Source organism: Amycolatopsis sp. NPDC003731, assembly GCF_053586895.1.
In genome coordinates this window covers 1-17,172 of sequence record NZ_JBSFNC010000055.1, presented here as the reverse complement: position 1 = coordinate 17,172, position 17,172 = coordinate 1, and the positions used below count along the sequence as shown (strand labels likewise).

Sequence of the window (17,172 nt, the reverse complement as noted above, 5' to 3'; positions counted from 1 at the left end):
CCGGGCAGGCATGATTGACAGCGGTTGAGCAGACAGCCTTCGTGATCACGCACGCCCGCCGGTTCCCCGGTGGAGCTGCCGAAGGCGAGGAGAAAAACCCATGACCGAGCACACCCACCTCGAAAGCTCGGCCACCGCTGTGCCGTTCGGGGAGTTCCGGATCGCCCGGACGGAGCAGGGAGAAGCAGTCGTCGTCGAGGTCGTCGGCGACGTGGACACGACCACCGCACCGGCGCTCGTGCAGGCCGCGGACGAAGCACTGGCGGAGCAGCCGCCGGTGCTGGTGGTCGACCTGACCCGCGTCGAGTTCCTCGCCTCACCCGGTCTGACCGCGTTGCTGACCATCCACCGCAACGCCGGGACCGGCACCGCGGTGCGGATCGTCGCGTCCGGCCGGGCCACCCTGCGCCCGATCCAGCTGACCGGGCTGGAGGAGAGCCTTTCGCTCTTCCCGACCCGCGAAGCGGCGCTCGCCGGGTCCTGACCCGATCGTCCCGGCCGCTTCACCCGGCCGGGACGGCACGGCGCCGGATGGCCAGCACGGCGACGTCGTCCTGGGCCGCCCGGTTGCCGATCATCGTCGCCATCACCTGGGCACAGATTCGCTCGGGGTCCCCGGCGCGGACGGTTTCCGCCAGCTGTGTCATGCCGACGTCCACCGGGCGGTCCCGGCGCTCCACCAGGCCGTCGGTGTAGAGGACCAGCACGGCGTCTTCCGGCAGCTCGACCACCGTCGTCCGGCGCTCCGGCACGCCGATGGTCAGCCCGATCGGGGGATCCGGGGGCGAGTCCACCAGCCTGCCCGGCTCGCCGGGCTCGGCGAGCACCGGGGGCAGGTGCCCGGCGAGCGACAGCGTCAGCGCCTCGCGGTCCGGGCCGATGATCCCGTAGGCCACCGTGGCCATCGCGCCGTGTTCGAAATGGTTGGCCTTGCGGTCGAGCTTGGCGAGGACCTCGGCGGGGCTTTCGGAGTCGAGGGCGTAGGCGCGCAGGGCACTGCGCAGCCGGCCCATGATCACCGCCGCGTCGAGCCCGTGGCCGGAGACGTCGCCCATCACCACGCCGAGCCGGTCACCCGGCAGGGAGAACAGGTCGTACCAGTCCCCGCCGAGCCCGGTCTCGGCACCGGGCACGTACCGGGCGCCGAAGTCCAGGCCGGGCACGTCGGGCAGGCTGCTGGGCAGCAGGCTGCGCTGCAGCGCCATGGTGGCGGTGCGGTTCTCCTCCAGGGCCTCCACCTGGATCGCCATCGCGAGGCGGTCGGCGAGCAGCTGCATGGTGGCCACTTCGGGCTCGCCGAACGCCCGGGGCGTGACCGAACCGACGTGCAGCACCCCGACGAGCTCGCTGCCCGCCAGCATCGGCACGCCGAGCATGGAGTGCAGACCGCGTTCCCACAGCAGGGAGTTCACGACGGTGGTTTCGTCGACGTGGTCCAGGATCACCGGAGCGCGCTGGAGCGCCACCGTGCCGGCGAACCCGCTGCCCACCGGCACCCGCACGCCCTGGTGGACCTCCTCTTCGATGCCCGCCGCCGCGAAGGCCACCAGCTGGCGGCCGCTGGGCTGGTACCGCAGCACGGTCGCGGTGTCGACCGCCATGACCTCACGCAGGCGGTCGAGCGTCTCGGCGAGCATTTCGGCCAGACCGAGGTGCGCGGCCGGAGCGCCGATGATCGCCTCCAGCTGCTGCAGCCGGTTCTGGGCGTCGAGACTTCGCGACATGGAACGACCCTAGCCGCAACTGCTTTGCGGTCCTAACCATCCCGGGTTTCGACGGCGGGTCCCGCGGGGTAACCAGCCGGTCGTGAACGTCGACTTGGACTGGGTGGGTGTGCTGCGGCACGGCCAGAGCACCGGGAACGTGGCCAGGGAAGAGGCGGAATCGGCCGGCGCGGACGTGATCGACATCGCCGAGCGCGACGCCGACGTGCCGCTCACGGACCTGGGCCGGGAACAGGCTTCCGCGGCCGGGAAGTTCCTCGCCGAGCACCCGCCGGACGTCGTCGTCACCTCGACCTACCGCCGTGCCTGGGACACCGCCCGGCTGGCCGCGCCCGACGGCATGCCGATCGTCCCGGACGAACGGCTGCGCGACCGGGAGCTCGGCGTACTGGACCTGCTGACCTCGCACGGCGTCGCCGAGCGGTGGCCCGACGAGCTGCGGCGCAAGCGGCGGCTGGGCAAGTTCTACTACCGGCCGCCGGGCGGGGAGTCCTGGGCGGACGTCGTGCTGCGGCTGCGGTCCCTGCTCACCGAGCTGAGCGTGGAGCACGCCGGAAAGCGCGTTCTGCTGGCCGCGCACGAGATGACCGTCTTCGCCCTGCGCTACCTGCTCGAAGGGCTGCCCGAACCCGATCTGCTGCGCGCGGCGAACGCCACCGAGGTCCCGAACGGGTCGGTGACGGCCTGGGAGCGCGACGCCGACGGCGGGTTCACCATGGTGCTGGCCCAGGAGGTCGGCCACCTGCACGCCACCGACACCCCGCCGACGGCGGACGACGATGCCGCGCAGCAGCTCACCTGACCCGGCGCCGATCAGCCCGGCCCTGCTGCGGGACTGGCGGATCGGCGCGGAGGACCGGGGCACCGTGCTCGTGATCGGCGGCGCCCGGACGGTGCCGGGCGCACCGGCGCTGTCCGGGACCGCCGCCCTGCGCGCCGGAGCGGGCACGCTGCAGCTGGCGGTCGCCGAACGGCACGCGACGGCGATCGGCGTCTCGGTGCCCGAGTCGTCGGTGTTCGGCCTGCCGGAGACCTCGACCGGGGCGATCGCCGCCGACGACCGCCTGACCGAAGTGCTCTCCGGCGCCGGCACCGTCGTGGCCGGCCCCGGCCTGACCGGCGTTGCGGAGACCGAGGAGCTGCTGCGCCGGCTGGTGCCGGCGATCGCCCCGGACGCGCGGGTGGTGCTGGACGCCTTCGCGCTCGGCGCGCTGAGCCGGGACCCGGCCCTCGCCGAGCCCCTGTCCGGCCGGCTCCTCCTGACGCCGAACCGGGTGGAAGCCGCTTTCCTCGACGGCTGCGAGGAAAAGGACGTCGACGACCTCGAGACGGCGGTCCGGATCGCCGGCCGCTACGGCGGCGTGGTGCTGCTGATGGGCGTGGTCGCCGCGCCGGACGGCCGGGTCTGGCGCGACGGCAGCGGCCACGTCGGCCTGGCGACGTCCGGCAGCGGCGACGTCCTGGCCGGCCTGACCGGCGGCTTCCTCGCCCGGGGCGCGGCCGTCGACCAGGCGGCCTGCTGGGCGACGCACGTCCACGCCGTGGCCGGCCAGCGCCTGATCCCGGACACCGGCAGCACCGGCCTGCTGGCCCGGGAGCTGGTGGCCGAGATCCCGCGCGTCATCGCCGAATTGGAGCGCTGAGCGTCACCGTGTCGACCCCGCAATCACGCGTGTCGACCTCCTGATCACGCGTGTCGACCCGGCAATCACACGAGCCGGCCGCCATGCCGTGCGGAAACGGACGACACGCGTGATTGGAGGGTCGACACGCGTGATTGGAGGGTCGACACGGCTTACCGCTGGGCGGTGGGCCGCACGATGACCTCGTTGACGTCCACGCCGTCCGGCTGCCCGATCGCGTAGGCGATGGCCCCGGCGATCGCGTCCGCCGGGAGGGTGACCGCGCGGTAGGTGCGCATCGCTTCCTGCGCACCCGGTTCGGTGATGCTGTCGGCCAGCTCGGACTCGGTGACGCCGGGGGAGATCGTCGTCACGCGGATACCCGGGTCGGCCTCCAGGCGCAGGCCCTCGGTGATCGCCCGGGCGGCGTACTTGGTGCCGCAGTAGACCGCGGCCGTCGGCACCACCTCGTGCGCGCCGGTGGAGGCGACCGTCACGAAGTGCCCGCCGCCTGCGAGCCGGAAGTGCGGCAGCACGGCCGCGATCCCGTGCAGCAGGCCGCGGACGTTGACGTCGATCATCCGGTCCCATTCGTCGACGTGCAGCGAATCCAGCCGCGACAACGGCATCACGCCGGCGTTGGCGACGAAGACGTCGATCCGCCCGTGCGCTTCGACGGCGGCGTCGGCGAAGGCGGCGACGTCCGCGCGGTCGGTGACGTCGAGGCGGTGGACGTCGGCGGTGCCGCCCGCGTCGTGGATTTCCTTGGCCAGCGCGGTCAGCCGGTCTTCGCGCCGGGCGCCGAGCACGACGTGGTGGCCTTCGCCGGCCAGGCGGAGCGCGGTGGAGCGGCCGATGCCGCTGCTGGCGCCGGTGATGAGGACGGTCTTCACAGGGTTCCTTCCGGGAAGTCGGCGGCGAGGGTGGTCTCGCGCCAGGTGTCGAACGTGGAGCGGAGGGCGTCGAGCCGGGCGGTGGCGATGTCGTAGGCGGCCCGGCCGAGGAGCAGGCGCAGCGGCGGTTCGTCGCTGCCGACGGCGGTGAGGACGGCTTCGGCGGCGCGGGCCGGGTCGCCCGGCTGCCGGCCGTAGGTCGCGAGGGTCGCCTCCCGGCGGGCACCCGCGGTCTCGGCGTAGTCGTCGATGCGGACCGCCGACTGCCGCATCGACGGGCCGGACCAGTTGGTGCGGAACGCGGCGGGCTCGACGATGGTCACCTTGATGCCCAGCGGCGCCACTTCCGCGGCGAGGGACTCCGACAACCCCTCCACGGCGAACTTCGTCGCGTGGTAGTAGCCGGTGGCACCGAAGGCGGCCAGGCCGCCGAGCGACGACACGGTGACGATGTGGCCGCTGCGCCGTGCCCGCATGCCGGGCAGGACCGCGCGGGTGACGTCGGCGAGGCCGAAGACGTTGGTGTCGAACAGTTTCCGGATCTCCTCGTCCTCGCCTTCTTCGACCGCGGCGAGGTAGCTGTAGCCGGCGTTGCCGACCAGGACGTCGATCCGGCCGAACACCGCCTCGGCCCGCTTCACGGCGGCGACGACCTGGGCGTGGTCGGTGACGTCGAGCGGCAGGGCGAGCGCGCGGTCGCCGTGCGCTTCGGCGAGGTCGGCGACCCGCGCCGGATCGCGGGCGGTGACGACTGCGCGCAGTCCGCGGCCGAGCACGGCTTCGGCCAGTGCGCGGCCGAGGCCAGTGGAGCAGCCGGTGATGAACCAGACCGGGTTTTCGGGCACGACGAAGTACTCCGTCCATTGTGGAGGGATTCGGAAAGGTGGGGTCAGGAAGCGGCGAGACTGCCCAAGAGCTTCAGCGCCGCTTCCGACGGGCTGCCCGGCTCGGCTTGGTAGACGATCAGCTGCTGTCCCGGGGCGCTGTTCACGGTCAGCGCCTCGTAGCTCAGCTCCAGCTCGCCGACCAGCCGGTGCCGGAACCGCTTGGTTTCGTGGGTCTTCTGCCGGATGTCGTGGCGGGCCCACAACCGGCGGAAGTCCGCGCTCTTGACCGACAGCTCGCCGACCGTGTCGATGAGCCGCGGGTCGTCCGGGTCGATCCCGGCGGCCGCCCGCAGGCCGCCGACCGTGTTCACCGCCACGCGCTCCCACTCCGGGTAGAACTCGCGCGCGTCCGGGTCCAGGAACACCAGCCGGACCAGGTCGCCGCTGTGGGTGTGCCCGGCGAACAGCGCCTGGCCCAGCGCGTTGTGCGCGAGCACGTCCAGACACCGGCCGAGCACGAGCGCGGGCGTGTCCGGCCAGCCGTCCATCAGGCGCAGCAGGTTCGGGCTGACCTGCTCACGCCGCCGGGCGCGCCGGCGCCGGACCGGTTCCGGCCGGGCCAGCCGGTGCAGGTGGGCGACGGCGTCGTCGTCCAGCGCCAGCCCGCGGGCGAGCGCGTCGACGACCTGCGCCGACGGGTTCCGCTCCCGGCCCTGTTCGAGCCGGACGTAGTAGTCGGTGCTGACGCCGGCCAGCAGCGCCACCTCCTCGCGGCGCAGGCCCGCCACCCGGCGCGACCCGCCCGCGGGCAGGCCGAGCTCCTCGGGACCCACCTGTTCGCGGCGGGCCCGGAGGAACTCCCCGAGGGTGTTGTCCTTGGCCATGATCCGAGGCTAACCCGGAATCGGCGCACGAGCCTGGCCGTGGCGCACCCACCCTCAGACCAGCCGGATCGGCTTCTCGTCGTCGGCCGGGTCGGCGCGCAGCAGCGTCGCCGTGGCCGTCCGGCCGTCGACGTCCAGCTCCATGACCGCGTTGCCGAAGTGCGGCCCGGACACGCAGTGCCACGACAGCGGCGCGGGCGGGACACCGGTGCGCCGGGCCAGCCATTCACTGACCCGGGTGAGCGAGCGCGCCCAGCCCGCCCGGAACAGCCGGTTCATGTACCACGGCACGGTGTTGTGCACCGGCGAGCAGGTCAGCTGGTGGACCGGCGCCGCGGTGCCGCCCGGGAACCACGCCTGCGCGACGTACGCGTGGTGGACGTCGCCCGAAAGCACGCTGACCGACGCGGGGCCCTCGTCCGCGACCCGGGCGATCAGCTTCGCCAGCCGCTCGAACGACGCGCGGAAAGCCGGCCAGTGCTCCAGGTCCACCAGCTGCCGGAACCACTCACTGGCCCGCCCCACGAGCCCGGGCCGGGTGCAGAGCCGCTCGTTGACCGACTGCGCGGCCGACAGCGCGGTGGGCAGCAGCCACGGCAGCGACGTGCCGATCAGCAGGTGGTCGAACTCGCCCGACGCCTGCTCTTCGATCCAGCCGAACTCCTCCTCGCCGATCATCGAGCGCTGGCCGCCCTCGAGGATCCGCCCGGCGCGGGAGTCGATCACCAGCAGCCGGACCGGGCCGAAGTCGCGCCGGTAGGACCACCGGGTGCCCTTGGCGCCGTCGGCCTCCCGGTCGGCGCGGTCGGCGAACTCGCGCAGCAGCTCGGCGTTGTCCTCACCCGACTTGCTGACCCGCTGGTAGAGGTCGTCTTCGGCGAGCTCGCGCGGGCCGAGGTTGCCGAGGTGCTGGTAGACCCAGTACGAGACGAGCGCGCCGCGGATCCGCTCCGGCCACCAGGACGTCCGGGCCATCTTCTCGCGCCAGGCCTGCGAAGTGTTCCAGTCGTCGCGGACGTCGTGGTCGTCGAAGATCATCGACGTCGGCACGGTGGACAGCAGCCAGCGGACCGCCGGGTCGCACCAGGCCTCGAAGTACAGGTGGCAGTACTCCTCGAAGTCGGCGACCTCGTTGCCGGGCGGCTGCTCGGTGTCCCGCCGGGTGGCGAGCCACTCCTGCGTCGCGTCGGTGGTTTCGTCGGCGTAGACCTGGTCGCCGAGCAGCAGCAGCGATTCCGGCCACTCGGCCTCGTCGAGGCCGGCGATCCGGTGGGCGTAGGCGGCGAGCGCGTCCGGCCCCAGCGCGTCCTGCTCCCGCGGCTTGCGGCAGGACCCGAACACCAGCCGGAACCGCGGATCGCCGGGTTCCAGCGTCCGGATCCGGCTCGGCGGCAGGTCGCCGTCCGGTTCGGGCCAGACGACGGCGCCGTCGAGCCGCACCTCGTACGGCGTGCTCCGCCCCGGTTCCAGCCCGGTGAGCACGACCAGCGCGTAGTGGTGGCCGGCGACCTCGAACGTCCGGGCGCCGGCCTCGCCGATGCGCACTTCGCACGGGCCGTCCGTCTCGACCCAGATCGTCGCCGAGGTGGCGTCGACGTGCCGCAGCAGCGGGCCCAGCAGGAGCTCGGTCATCCCGGAATCCTGCCAGAACTCCGGCGGCGCGGCCGATCGGTGAACCACTCGAAAGTTCCCGAAACATTTCGATAATCGTTGACCGGCCGGGCGCGGCGACGAACCATCGTCGCAGCTGCGTTCCCGCCCCCGGAAAGGATTTCCTCGAGTGCGAAGACTCCTCACCGCCCTTTCCGCCGCCGTCCTGGCGATCGCCGCGTCGATCGTGCTGGTCGTGGCGGCGCAGCCGGCGTCCGCGGCCAGCCTGACGCGGGTCACCGACTTCGGCAGCAATCCCAGCAACCTCAACATGTACACGTACGTCCCGGACCGCGTCGCCGCCCGCCCGGCGCTGCTGGTGGCCGTCCACTACTGCACCGGCTCGGCGTCGGCGATCTTCAACGGCTACGCCCGCGACTACGTGACCGCGGCCGACCAGTACGGGTACGTCATCGTGTTCCCGGAAGCCACCCGCAGCGGGCAGTGCTTCGACGTGTCCTCGCCGCAGGCCCTCACCCGCGGCGGCGGCAGCGACCCCGTCGGCATCCTGTCGATGGTCAACTGGGCCAAGCAGCGCTACAACGTCGACTCCTCCCGCGTGTACGTCACCGGGTTCTCCTCGGGCGCGATGATGACGAACGTGCTCGCGGCGGAGTACCCGGACGTGTTCGCCGCTGGTTCGGCGTTCATGGGCGTGCCCGCCGGCTGCTTCGCGACCACCGACGGGTCCAGCTGGAACAGCCAGTGCTCGGGCGGCCAGCTGATCAAGACCGCGCAGCAGTGGGGCGACCAGGCCCGCCAGATGAGCGGCGGCCGCACCGGCCCGTTCCCGCGCATGCAGCTGTGGCACGGCACGGCGGACGACACGCTGCGCTACCCGAACTTCGGGGAAGAGATCAAGCAGTGGACCAATCTGCAGGGGCTGAGCCAGACGCCGTCGTCGAGTGATGCCCCGCAGTCCGGCTGGACGCGCACCCGCTACGGCGCCACCGGCACGCAGGCGCCGGTCGAGGGCATCAGCGTCCAGGGCGCGGGCCATTCGCTGCCGCAGAACGGGATGATCCCGTACGCGATCGCGTTCCTGGGCCTGAACAGCGGCGGCTCCACGACCACGCCCACTACCACCACGTCTTCCACACCGCCGGCCGGGACCACGCTGGGCAGCGCGGCGGCGAGCAGCGGGCGGTACTTCGGCACGGCGGTCTCGGCGAGCAAGCTGTCGGACAGCGTGTACACGGGTATCCTCAGCCGCGAGTTCTCCATGATCACCCCGGAGAACGAGATGAAGATCGACGCGACCGAGCCGGCGCAGGGCCAGTTCTCGTACACCAACGCGGACCGGATCGTGAACCAGGCGACGAGCCAGGGTGCCCGGATGCGCGGGCACACGCTGGCCTGGCACCAGCAGCAGCCGGGCTGGATGCAGGGCATGGAGGGTTCGGCGCTGCGGCAGGCGATGCTGAACCACATCACCCAGGTCGCGACCCACTACCGCGGCAAGATCTACGCGTGGGACGTGGTGAACGAGGCGTTCGAGGACGGCGGTTCCGGCGCCCGCCGCAATTCCAACCTGCAGCGCACGGGCAACGACTGGATCGAGGCGGCGTTCACCGCCGCGCGGGCGGCGGACCCGGGCGCGAAGCTGTGTTACAACGACTACAACACCGACGACTGGAACCAGGCGAAGACCCAGGCCGTGTACCGCATGGTCCAGGACTTCAAGTCCCGCGGCGTGCCGATCGACTGCGTCGGCTTCCAGTCGCACTTCAACCCCAACAGCCCGGTGCCGTCGAACTACCAGACGACGTTGCAGAACTTCGCGAACCTCGGCGTCGACGTCCAGCTCACCGAGCTCGACATCGAGGGCTCGGGAACGGCACAGGCGGCCAACTTCCGCACGGTGACTTCGGCGTGCATGGCGGTCACGCGGTGCACGGGGATCACAGTCTGGGGCATCCGCGACACGGATTCGTGGCGGGCGTCGGGCACACCGTTGCTGTTCGACGGCAACGGCCAGAAGAAGGCGGCCTACACGGCGGTCCTCGAGGCGCTGAACGGCGATGTCCCGCCGACTACCACGACGCCCACCACACCTACCTCTCCCACCACGACCACCCCGGCGCCTGGCGGCTGTTCGGCGGCGTACTCGCGGACGGCCGAGTGGAACGTGGGCTTCAACGGCCAGGTGACGGTGTCGGGGACGAACAACTGGACGCTGACGATCACGTTCCACGCCCCGCAGAAGGTGATCGGCAGCTGGAACTACACGGGAACGTGGGACAGCACCGGCTACGTCCTGACGGCCAAGCCCAACGGCAGCGGGAACGTCATCGGCTTCACGGTCCAGCACGGCGGCAACCTCACCGACCCCACGGTGACCTGCACGAGTCCGTAGTGGTCGTGATCACAGGTTCCAGGTGCTGCGAAAACTGTCGGTGGTGACGGATAGCCTCAGCACATGAAAACGGACGACGCGACAGTCCCGGCGCACCAGCTCACCAAGGGCCAGTGGTTCTGGCACGAGCCGGCGCCGGGGCTGCCCGCGTGGCAGCTGCAGGTGAATTCGGCGGAGTTGCTGGAGGACTCCGTCGAGATCTTCACGACGGACGGGGAGCGGGAGCTGGTTTCGTACCCGAGGAACAGGCTGGTCCGCCTGGCCGAGGTGGCTTGAGGGGGTTGCTGGGGGATTGATGCAGGTTTGATCGGCGACGCGTGCCCGCCCGCCCATGGTTTGAGCCGGGCATGACGCTGCAGGGCGGGCACCGTCCGGCGCGTGGTTCGAGGCGGGCGTGACTCTGCGGTGCGGGCACAGTCCGGCGGCGTGAATGTCGCCGGCCGGGCGGGTGCGTCCGGGATCTGAATTCAGCGAGAGCCGCCCGAGCCGAAGAGGGCGCGGTTTGCGAGGCGCTCGCGTTTACTGGGGTTGCCTCGGGTGGTTCGTGGTCCGCCAAGCCCGCCACGAGGCGTGCCCTGGCTGAGTCTGCCTTGGTCGTTCGTGGTGTGCCAAGCCCGCCGCGGGCCGTTCGTGTCCTGCCACGTGCGCCGTGGGTCGTTCGTGTCGTGCCAAGCCCGCCACGGGCCGTTCGTGTCCTGCCAGGCGCGCCGTGGGTCGTTCGTGTCCTGCGAGGTGCCTCGGCAGTTCGGGGTCTGCCCGGCGCGCCGCGAGCCGTTGGTGCCCTGCAGGTCCATTTCGGGCAGAGGCCGAGCCTTCGGCCGCTCCCAGCGGCGCCGGCGTCGGCCGATCTCGCTCGCCTTTCGAGCGAAACCCGCCAGGCGCAAACCCGCCGGCGCGCGGTCAGGCGAGCCGGCGGGTGGTGCGCCGATTGGTGCTCGGCCGGCCGTTGCCGCGGCCGGCCCGGCGCGTCAGCCTGCGTTCCTGAGGGCCGGTGGGCGCCACGTCATGCGGACCGTGGTTCCCTTTTCTCCCGAGTCGATGTCGGACTGGTCCGCCACCTGGTCGATCAGCAGCAGGCCGCGGCCACCCGAGGTCCGCAGGCCCGCCACCCTCGGGCGGGTCGCCGGGATGCCGCAGCCGGTGTCCGTCACCGTCACCGTGATCGCGTCGCCCTCCCGGCGAGCCTGCAAGCGGGCCCAGCCGTGGCCGTCCGGGTAGGCGTGGGCCGCGACGTTGGCCAGTGCTTCGTACGCGGCCAGCGTGATGTCGTGCGTGCTGTCCGGGTCGAGCGGGAACTCGCCCAGCCAGTGGATCAGCTTGCGGCGCAGGCCGGCCATCTCGTTGGGCAGGGCCGGCGCCAGTTCTTCGAAGGTCGAGGCGACCACGGCTCCGGCGGCAACGCGCTCCGGGGCCGTGGTCCCGGCTTGGTCGGCGTCGGTGCTCTCGCCCGTATCGACGCCAGTTTCCGGGGTATGTCGATACACGATCCGCTCCCATCGTTCAGCCGCAGTTCCCCCGTTTCAGCGGGCTTCTCTCATGGACTACCCACCGCCACGAAGTCTTACCCGTTGTGCTTCGTGAGATGAGTCGCTACAGTGGAGACGCTCCTCGCGGATGCCGGCCCCTCGGCCGCCCGGAGGCAGCTCCCCGGATCCAGGCCACTCGGCCTCTTTCCTTCTTCGCGGCCTCGCCGTCCGTGCGCAGGCCCATCACCACCTCAGGAGACACCCATGCCTTTTCACGGAATCCTCGACCTGTCCGGCAAAACCCCGTTCGTCCGGCCCGGTTACCGGCCCGCGCCCGACGACGTCGCGATCCCGCTCTCCCTTGTCCGCAAACACAATCTACGGCCCGGCGACGAGGTCGCCGGCACCCCCGAGGAGATCATCAGCGTCAACGGCCGCGACCCGCGCGAGCCGCGTCCGCGGTTCGCCGACCTCGTGCCGGTGCACCCGGACCGCCGGCTCCTGCTCGAAACCACGCCGACGCGACTGCTGCCGCGCGTCATCGACCTCGTCACCCCGCTCGGCCGGGGACAGCGCGCCCTGGTCGTTTCGCCGCCGAAAGCCGGGAAAACCACGGTGCTGCGGGAAATCGGCCACGGGCTGTCGGTCAACCACCCCGACTGCCGGCTGCTGGTCCTGCTTGCCGACGAGCGTCCCGAAGAGGTCACGGAGCTGAGCCGGACCGTCCGCGGTGAAGTGATCGCGTCCACTTTCGACCGGCCGCCGGCCGAGCACGTGGCGGTGGCGGAACTCACCGTCGAGCGCGCGAAACGCTTGGTGGAACAGGGCGAAGACGTCGTACTGCTGCTCGACTCGCTCACCCGTCTTGGCCGCGCGTACAACCTTTCGGCGCGTCCCTCCGGCCGCACGCTGTCCGGCGGCGTCGACGCGGCCGCGTTGCAGCCGATGAAGCGAATCCTGGGCGCCGCAAGGAACATCGAGGGCGGCGGCTCGCTCACGATCATCGCGTCGGCGCTGGTGGAAACCGGTTCTCTGGCGGACACGGTGTTCTTCGAGGAGTTGAAGAGCACCGGAAACCTCGAACTCAAGCTCGACCGCAAGACGGCCGAGCGACGCATCTTCCCGGCGGTCGACGTGGCGGCATCCGGCACCCGGCGCGAAGAACTGCTGGTCACCCCGGGCGAACTGGCGGCGATGCGCGAGGTCCGGCGGGCGTTGCCGGGGCCGCACGCGATCGAGCAGCTGCTGGAGCAGCTCCGCAAGACCGGTTCCAACGCCGAGTTCCTGCTCCGCGTGACGGGCGCGGCGCTGCCGCAAGCGGCCTGAACGGTCAGCTTTCGCGACGTTCCCGCAGCTCACCGATCACTTTCGCCCCGACACCGCGCGTCTCTTCGGGGTGATCGGCCGGCTCGCCCTCGCCGGGGCGGTAGAGCGGGTCCTCGGCTCGGCCGGGATCCGGGGTGCCGGACCGGGCGATCTCGGGCTGCTGTTCGTTCGGCTGGGACATCCCCGGGAGGTACCCAGTGCGCGCGCTTTCACTCATCGAGGTGGCTGGTAGGGGGTCGAACGCGGGTAGGACGGCCGTTCCGGCCCCCGATTCAGGGCGGCAACGAGAAAGCCGAACCCGACAACGGTGACGACAAGCGCAGCCGCACCGGGAGCAAAGGCCCACCACCCAACCCCGGCGGCGGCCACGACCCAGGCCGCGACGAGGGTCCGCTTCGCGGTGAGGGGATAGGACTTCGGCAGCTCCCGGACGGCGACGCCACCGAGCACGAGCAGCCCGGCGAGGCTGACGAGCAGCACGGTCAGGTACACGGGATGTCCTCCTTCGGCAGTAGGGCATCTCGGGTTGGCTACCCGCTGGGGCGGTTCGCAAGCCGTGGTGTGGGGCACACCGATGAGGGTGCGGGCCGGGTGCTGTGCCGGCCGGACTCGGGGAGTGCCGCCGAAGGACGCACCGCGCGCCCGGACAAGCCCTTGTGGCGCCGAACCGCACGTGGACGGTGGTGCTTGCCTCGGCTCAAGCGCTGGGGCGCCAAGGCGACCTGGCGGCTCGGCGGACCGGAAGGCGTGGCGTGGGCCGGCTCAAGCCCGGCGGCTCGCTGAGGGTCGATCGGCGCGTGCGGCTTGCCTGGGGAGCCGCGACAGACGTCTTGGCGAGAGGGTGCGCAGGCGCGGCCCGGCGAGGGTGCGCGGGCGCGGCCCGGCGAGGGTGCGCGGGCGGGGCCGACGTGAGCGCGGCCCGGCGCGGGCGCCATCCGGCGCGGGCGCCATCCAGCGCGGGTGCACCGGCGCGCGTGCGGCCTGGCTAGGGGAGTGGCGGCATGGCGAGGGGTGTGCTCGCGCGGGCGTGGCCCCGCCGGGGCGCACCGGTGAGGCCAACGCGAGCGTTGGCCTGGCGCGAGCGTGGCTCGGCGCGGGTGCCGCCCGGCGTGACCCGACGGAACCGTGGCCCGGCGCGGGTGTGGCCCGGCGCGGGCGCCGCCCGGCGCGGGTGCACCGGCGCGAGCGAGGGCGAGCCGGCGTGAGCAAGGCGAACCTCGCAGCCGGGATCGAAGTCCAGCGGGTGCGGAGCTGCCGAAACCAGGGCACAGTACCCCCATGGCCCATCCGTCCGCTCGGCCCGCGGCCGGGGCCCGGTCACGCCGGGTCTGGCTGCGGATGTTCCTCGTCGGTGCCCTTCTCTGGGTGCTTGCCGTGGTCGTCACCTTCGTCACCGGCAACCCGAACCTCGTGCCCACCGTGGTGCTGCTCGGGAGCTTTCTCGTGCCCGTCACCTTCGTCGCCTGGGCTTTCGGGCGGCGGCGGAGTGGTGAGGTCACCTCCGAGCTGCTCTTCAGCACCTTCGTCGCCGGTGGGGTGCTCGGGGTGCTGGCCGCCTCGCTGCTCGAGTCCTACCTGCTGCATCCCTCCGCTTGGCTGTTCGCCGGGGTCGGGCTGATCGAAGAGGCCGTCAAGCTCGCCGTGCTGGCCGTGCTCACTCGGCACCTCCGGGTCAAGTTCGCCACCGACGGGCTCGTCCTGGGCGCCACCGTGGGGTTCGGGTTCGCCGCCTTCGAGTCGGCCGGCTATGCCTTCACCGCGCTGTTCACCGAACGCGGGCTCTCGCTCATGGACCTCGTCCAGACCGAGCTGCTCCGCGGCGTGCTCGCGCCCGTGGGCCACGGCCTGTGGACCGCGATCCTCGGCGGCGTGCTCTTCTCCGCCAGCGACCACCGCCACTTCGCCCTGACGCTCCGCCTGCTGCTCAGCTACCTCGGTGTCGCCCTCCTCCACGCCCTCTGGGACGCCATGCACGGCATCGCCCTCGTGCTCACCCTGCTGCTCACCGGCACGCCCTGGCAGCACGTCCAGCTCGAACAGGGCTACCAGCCGCAGCCGACCGCGCTGCAGGCCGACGTCTTCACCGTGCTCTCCTGGGGCGGCCTCGCCCTCGCTTCGGTGATCGGCATCGGCTGGCTGCTCGCCGTCCGGGCGCGGGCCCGGCGGGGTGAACGGCAACCCACCGTGCTGTGGCGGATCCCCGCGCGCTGACCCCTCACGTGCCGCGGCCGGTCGCCTTCTGCAGGGCGTCGATCCGCTCGGACGCCTCTGCCTTCGTCAGGCCCTCCGGCACCTCTTCGCCGGCTTCCTGCGCCAGCGTCTGCAGGTACGACTTCTGCGGCCCGGTCATCGGCTCGTCGCCGGTGGTCCAGTCGCTCGGGTCCTTCTCGGGGTTGGGCTCCACCTGATCGGTCACGACTCCTCCAATCGAACGTTTGTTCGTCTGCGGTCGACTGTAGCGCAGGGGTCCGACAATCGCCGGTCAGGTGCCGGCCGGGGGCGTGCTCGGGGCACCCGCCTCGTGGCCCGGCCGCCCGTGCGTGCGGCGGTCGTCCTTCATCTGCTGTTCGTGCAGGTGGCGGCGTCCTCCGGTGAGCGAAGCGAGCAGCTCGCGCTCGAGGTCGCGGCACGCCTTGTAGTAGCCGTCGTCGTACTCCTCGACGACCTGGAATGTCCACCGATCGGGTAACACGTTGAGCCCGATGAGCTCTTCGGAGATCCGCCGCGCCCAGTCGCCGTGCCCGGCCTTCTCCAGCTGCTCCACGGCCTCGCCGAGCGCCAGGTCCGCGCTTCCGGTCAGCTGGTGGAAGGAGTAGAGGTGCCCGCGGGCGCGCTCGATCGTCTCGAGCGCCTCGGTCACCTTGCCGACGGCTTCGACGGTGGCGGCGTCAGGGATGTCTTCCATGCGCGAAAAGTGCCCCGTTCCGCGATTTCTACACTTCGCGGAACGGGGCACCGGTCGTGCGCTCAGGCCGTGGGGCGCGTGGCTCCCGCGTACTGGCTCATCAGCGGCGAGATCTTGACGACGTCGCCGCTCGTGGGCGCGTGCACCATCTTGCCGTCGCCGATGTACATCCCGATGTGGGACACAGGGGAGTAGTAGGCGACCAGGTCGCCGGGTTGCAGCTGGTCGCGCGACACCGGCGTGCCGAACCCGGCCTGGGCCGCCGAGTTCCGCGGCAGGGAGATCCCGGCCTGCTTGTACGCCCACTGCATCAGGCCGGAGCAGTCGAACGTGCTCGGCCCGGTGGCGCCCCAGACGTAGGCGCTGCCGAGCTTGCTCAGCGCCGCGTTGACCGCGGTCTGGGCCGCCGCGGTGGGCGCCTTGACGTTCGGCGCCGCCCCGCCGGTGTCCTTCTGGGCGGCCTTGTCCGCGTTGCTGAGGGACCGGCTCTGGGCCTCGATCTGGTCGATCTGGCCCTGCAGGTCCTTCTTCTTGGCCTCGATGTCCGAGGCCAGCTTCGCCGCCGCGTCCCGGGCGTCCTGCGCCTGCTTCGCCGCGTCGGCGGCCGTCTTCTCGGCCGCCGCGGCCTTGGCCGCCGCGCCGCTGAGGTTGTCCATCGCGGCGTTCTTGTCGGTCGCGATGACCTCGAGCGCCGCCGAACGGTCCAGGAAGTCCTGAGTGGACGTTCCGGCCAGCAGCGCCGACAGCTTGTTCATCTGGACACCGCTGGTGAACGACGCACCGGCGAACTTGTCCACTTCGGACTGGTATTTCCGCTTCGCCTCGATCGCCTGGGCGCCGGCGTTCTTCGCGTTGGTGACGTCGGCGTTGGCCTTGTCGAGCTGGCCCTGCTTCGCGGTCAGGTCGTCCTGGGCGCGGAGCAGGTCCTCGTTGAGCTTTTCCGCCTGCGCCGCGAGTTCGCGGTACTTGGCGAGGGCGTCGGAGCCGGTAGGCGGCGCCTGGAGCGCGGGGACGGGGGCGGCGGTGGCCGGCTGGGCCATGGTGACGACGGTGATCACCGAGGCCGCTGCGAGGGCACCTGACACCACGCGCTTGACGGGATGCGAACGCATTCTCGCGCCGGTCTCCTTTGCTGATCGGCCGCCGGCGGGTACCGGGACGGCGAGTCGGGGGCCTCGCCCGTCCCCGGGGCGTGCTCGACCGCAACAGGAAGAGCCCGCGGTGGGGGTCCGGTACCCGGCAGGGGGTGTCGGCGGCGATCTCGCGTCGCCGTCTGGGGACGACCGGGGGCCGCGAGATCTCGAACAGGTTACGAAACGAGCACGGGAGAGTCCAGTGGGGGCCCCTTGAAACTCTCCGTGACGCCGGTCAACACGGCTGGACCAGTGAAAACGGGCCCGAATGTGGTTGGAATTACATGCCGTCACCGGTGTCGAGGCGGCTTCGTGGTCGAGAACGGGCGAATCCGGTTTGTACGTCCCTTGTATCCGGTTGCGTGATTCTCCTCCCCACAACAGAT

General features: G+C 71.7%; 18 protein-coding genes. 7 read left to right on the top strand and 11 right to left on the bottom strand.

What is annotated here, in order from left to right:
* The first annotated feature begins 100 nt into the window (after window positions 1-100).
* Entirely contained in the window at window positions 101-484 is a 384-nt protein-coding gene (locus tag ACWDN5_RS23235; RefSeq protein ID WP_310971505.1) for an STAS domain-containing protein, read from the top strand.
* A 19-nt stretch (window positions 485-503) separates the two neighbouring features.
* Here the strand turns inward: ACWDN5_RS23235 and ACWDN5_RS23230 are convergent, their stop codons facing one another.
* The gene (locus tag ACWDN5_RS23230; RefSeq protein WP_449677757.1) at window positions 504-1,724 is read right to left on the bottom strand and encodes a PP2C family protein-serine/threonine phosphatase; all 1,221 of its coding nucleotides are present in this window, start codon (window positions 1,722-1,724) and stop codon (window positions 504-506) included.
* A gap of 82 nt (window positions 1,725-1,806) precedes the next feature.
* Here ACWDN5_RS23230 and ACWDN5_RS23225 point away from each other — a divergent pair, with 82 nt between their 5' ends.
* Window positions 1,807-2,526, top strand: a complete 720-nt coding sequence (locus ACWDN5_RS23225) for a histidine phosphatase family protein (RefSeq protein WP_449677756.1) — start codon at window positions 1,807-1,809, stop codon at window positions 2,524-2,526.
* Complete coding sequence (locus ACWDN5_RS23220; protein WP_310971508.1) at window positions 2,504-3,367, top strand: NAD(P)H-hydrate dehydratase; 864 nt, start codon at window positions 2,504-2,506, stop codon at window positions 3,365-3,367. Before ACWDN5_RS23225 ends, ACWDN5_RS23220 begins: the two co-directional genes overlap by 23 nt.
* Before the next feature lie 152 nt (window positions 3,368-3,519).
* Here the strand turns inward: ACWDN5_RS23220 and ACWDN5_RS23215 are convergent, their stop codons facing one another.
* From ACWDN5_RS23215 to ACWDN5_RS23200, 4 genes are read right to left on the bottom strand one after another with little or no spacing between them, the layout of a single operon-like run.
* Window positions 3,520-4,239 carry an SDR family oxidoreductase gene (locus tag ACWDN5_RS23215; RefSeq protein WP_449677755.1) on the bottom strand — a complete coding sequence of 240 codons (720 nt, stop codon included), beginning with the start codon at window positions 4,237-4,239 and terminating at the stop codon, window positions 3,520-3,522.
* The gene (locus ACWDN5_RS23210; RefSeq protein WP_449677754.1) at window positions 4,236-5,084 is read right to left on the bottom strand and encodes an oxidoreductase; all 849 of its coding nucleotides are present in this window, start codon (window positions 5,082-5,084) and stop codon (window positions 4,236-4,238) included. Before ACWDN5_RS23210 ends, ACWDN5_RS23215 begins: the two co-directional genes overlap by 4 nt.
* Window positions 5,085-5,128: 44 nt before the next feature.
* Complete coding sequence (locus tag ACWDN5_RS23205; RefSeq protein WP_310971511.1) at window positions 5,129-5,950, bottom strand: helix-turn-helix transcriptional regulator; 822 nt, start codon at window positions 5,948-5,950, stop codon at window positions 5,129-5,131.
* 54 nt (window positions 5,951-6,004) lie between these two features.
* Window positions 6,005-7,582, bottom strand: coding sequence for an alkaline phosphatase D family protein (locus ACWDN5_RS23200; protein ID WP_449677753.1), 1,578 nt, complete (start codon window positions 7,580-7,582; stop codon window positions 6,005-6,007).
* 148 nt (window positions 7,583-7,730) lie between these two features.
* On the opposite strand from ACWDN5_RS23200, the gene ACWDN5_RS23195 reads away from it, so the two are divergent.
* Window positions 7,731-9,956, top strand: coding sequence for an extracellular catalytic domain type 1 short-chain-length polyhydroxyalkanoate depolymerase (locus tag ACWDN5_RS23195; protein WP_449677752.1), 2,226 nt, complete (start codon window positions 7,731-7,733; stop codon window positions 9,954-9,956).
* A 63-nt stretch (window positions 9,957-10,019) separates the two neighbouring features.
* Entirely contained in the window at window positions 10,020-10,232 is a 213-nt protein-coding gene (locus ACWDN5_RS23190; RefSeq protein ID WP_086838852.1) for a hypothetical protein, read from the top strand.
* Between the two features lie 692 nt (window positions 10,233-10,924).
* Here ACWDN5_RS23190 and ACWDN5_RS23185 read toward each other — a convergent pair.
* Window positions 10,925-11,440, bottom strand: a complete 516-nt coding sequence (locus ACWDN5_RS23185) for an ATP-binding protein (RefSeq protein WP_449677751.1) — start codon at window positions 11,438-11,440, stop codon at window positions 10,925-10,927.
* 246 nt (window positions 11,441-11,686) lie between these two features.
* Here ACWDN5_RS23185 and rho point away from each other — a divergent pair, with 246 nt between their 5' ends.
* A complete protein-coding gene (gene rho / locus ACWDN5_RS23180) occupies window positions 11,687-12,748 on the top strand; it encodes a transcription termination factor Rho (protein ID WP_449677750.1) in 1,062 nt (353 codons plus the stop codon).
* A 4-nt stretch (window positions 12,749-12,752) separates the two neighbouring features.
* Here rho and ACWDN5_RS23175 read toward each other — a convergent pair whose 3' ends face one another.
* Complete coding sequence (locus ACWDN5_RS23175; RefSeq protein ID WP_449677749.1) at window positions 12,753-12,929, bottom strand: hypothetical protein; 177 nt, start codon at window positions 12,927-12,929, stop codon at window positions 12,753-12,755.
* Window positions 12,930-12,961: 32 nt separating this feature from the next.
* Window positions 12,962-13,240, bottom strand: coding sequence for a hypothetical protein (locus ACWDN5_RS23170; RefSeq protein ID WP_310971517.1), 279 nt, complete (start codon window positions 13,238-13,240; stop codon window positions 12,962-12,964).
* A 786-nt stretch (window positions 13,241-14,026) separates the two neighbouring features.
* On the opposite strand from ACWDN5_RS23170, the gene ACWDN5_RS23165 reads away from it, so the two are divergent.
* Window positions 14,027-14,959 (top strand): PrsW family intramembrane metalloprotease, encoded by a 933-nt coding sequence (locus ACWDN5_RS23165; protein WP_449677748.1) that lies wholly within the window; start codon window positions 14,027-14,029, stop codon window positions 14,957-14,959.
* Window positions 14,960-14,963: 4 nt separating this feature from the next.
* Here ACWDN5_RS23165 and ACWDN5_RS23160 read toward each other — a convergent pair whose 3' ends face one another.
* From ACWDN5_RS23160 to ACWDN5_RS23150, 3 genes are all read right to left on the bottom strand, one after another.
* Window positions 14,964-15,164, bottom strand: coding sequence for a DUF3072 domain-containing protein (locus ACWDN5_RS23160; RefSeq protein ID WP_310971519.1), 201 nt, complete (start codon window positions 15,162-15,164; stop codon window positions 14,964-14,966).
* Between the two features lie 66 nt (window positions 15,165-15,230).
* Entirely contained in the window at window positions 15,231-15,653 is a 423-nt protein-coding gene (locus ACWDN5_RS23155; protein ID WP_449677747.1) for a hypothetical protein, read from the bottom strand.
* A gap of 62 nt (window positions 15,654-15,715) precedes the next feature.
* Window positions 15,716-16,765, bottom strand: coding sequence for a C40 family peptidase (locus tag ACWDN5_RS23150; protein WP_449677746.1), 1,050 nt, complete (start codon window positions 16,763-16,765; stop codon window positions 15,716-15,718).
* Window positions 16,766-17,172: the final 407 nt, after the last annotated feature.

Coding starts and splice junctions, on each gene's coding strand:
- ACWDN5_RS23205 (WP_310971511.1), bottom strand. CDS start 5,950: ATGGCCAAGGACAACACCCTCGGGGAGTTCCTCCGGGCCCGCCGCGAA.
- ACWDN5_RS23150 (WP_449677746.1), bottom strand. CDS start 16,765: ATGCGTTCGCATCCCGTCAAGCGCGTGGTGTCAGGTGCCCTCGCAGCG.
- rho (WP_449677750.1), top strand. CDS start 11,687: ATGCCTTTTCACGGAATCCTCGACCTGTCCGGCAAAACCCCGTTCGTC.
- ACWDN5_RS23235 (WP_310971505.1), top strand. CDS start 101: ATGACCGAGCACACCCACCTCGAAAGCTCGGCCACCGCTGTGCCGTTC.
- ACWDN5_RS23220 (WP_310971508.1), top strand. CDS start 2,504: ATGCCGCGCAGCAGCTCACCTGACCCGGCGCCGATCAGCCCGGCCCTG.
- ACWDN5_RS23165 (WP_449677748.1), top strand. CDS start 14,027: ATGGCCCATCCGTCCGCTCGGCCCGCGGCCGGGGCCCGGTCACGCCGG.
- ACWDN5_RS23155 (WP_449677747.1), bottom strand. CDS start 15,653: ATGGAAGACATCCCTGACGCCGCCACCGTCGAAGCCGTCGGCAAGGTG.
- ACWDN5_RS23200 (WP_449677753.1), bottom strand. CDS start 7,582: ATGACCGAGCTCCTGCTGGGCCCGCTGCTGCGGCACGTCGACGCCACC.
- ACWDN5_RS23190 (WP_086838852.1), top strand. CDS start 10,020: ATGAAAACGGACGACGCGACAGTCCCGGCGCACCAGCTCACCAAGGGC.
- ACWDN5_RS23175 (WP_449677749.1), bottom strand. CDS start 12,929: ATGTCCCAGCCGAACGAACAGCAGCCCGAGATCGCCCGGTCCGGCACC.
- ACWDN5_RS23230 (WP_449677757.1), bottom strand. CDS start 1,724: ATGTCGCGAAGTCTCGACGCCCAGAACCGGCTGCAGCAGCTGGAGGCG.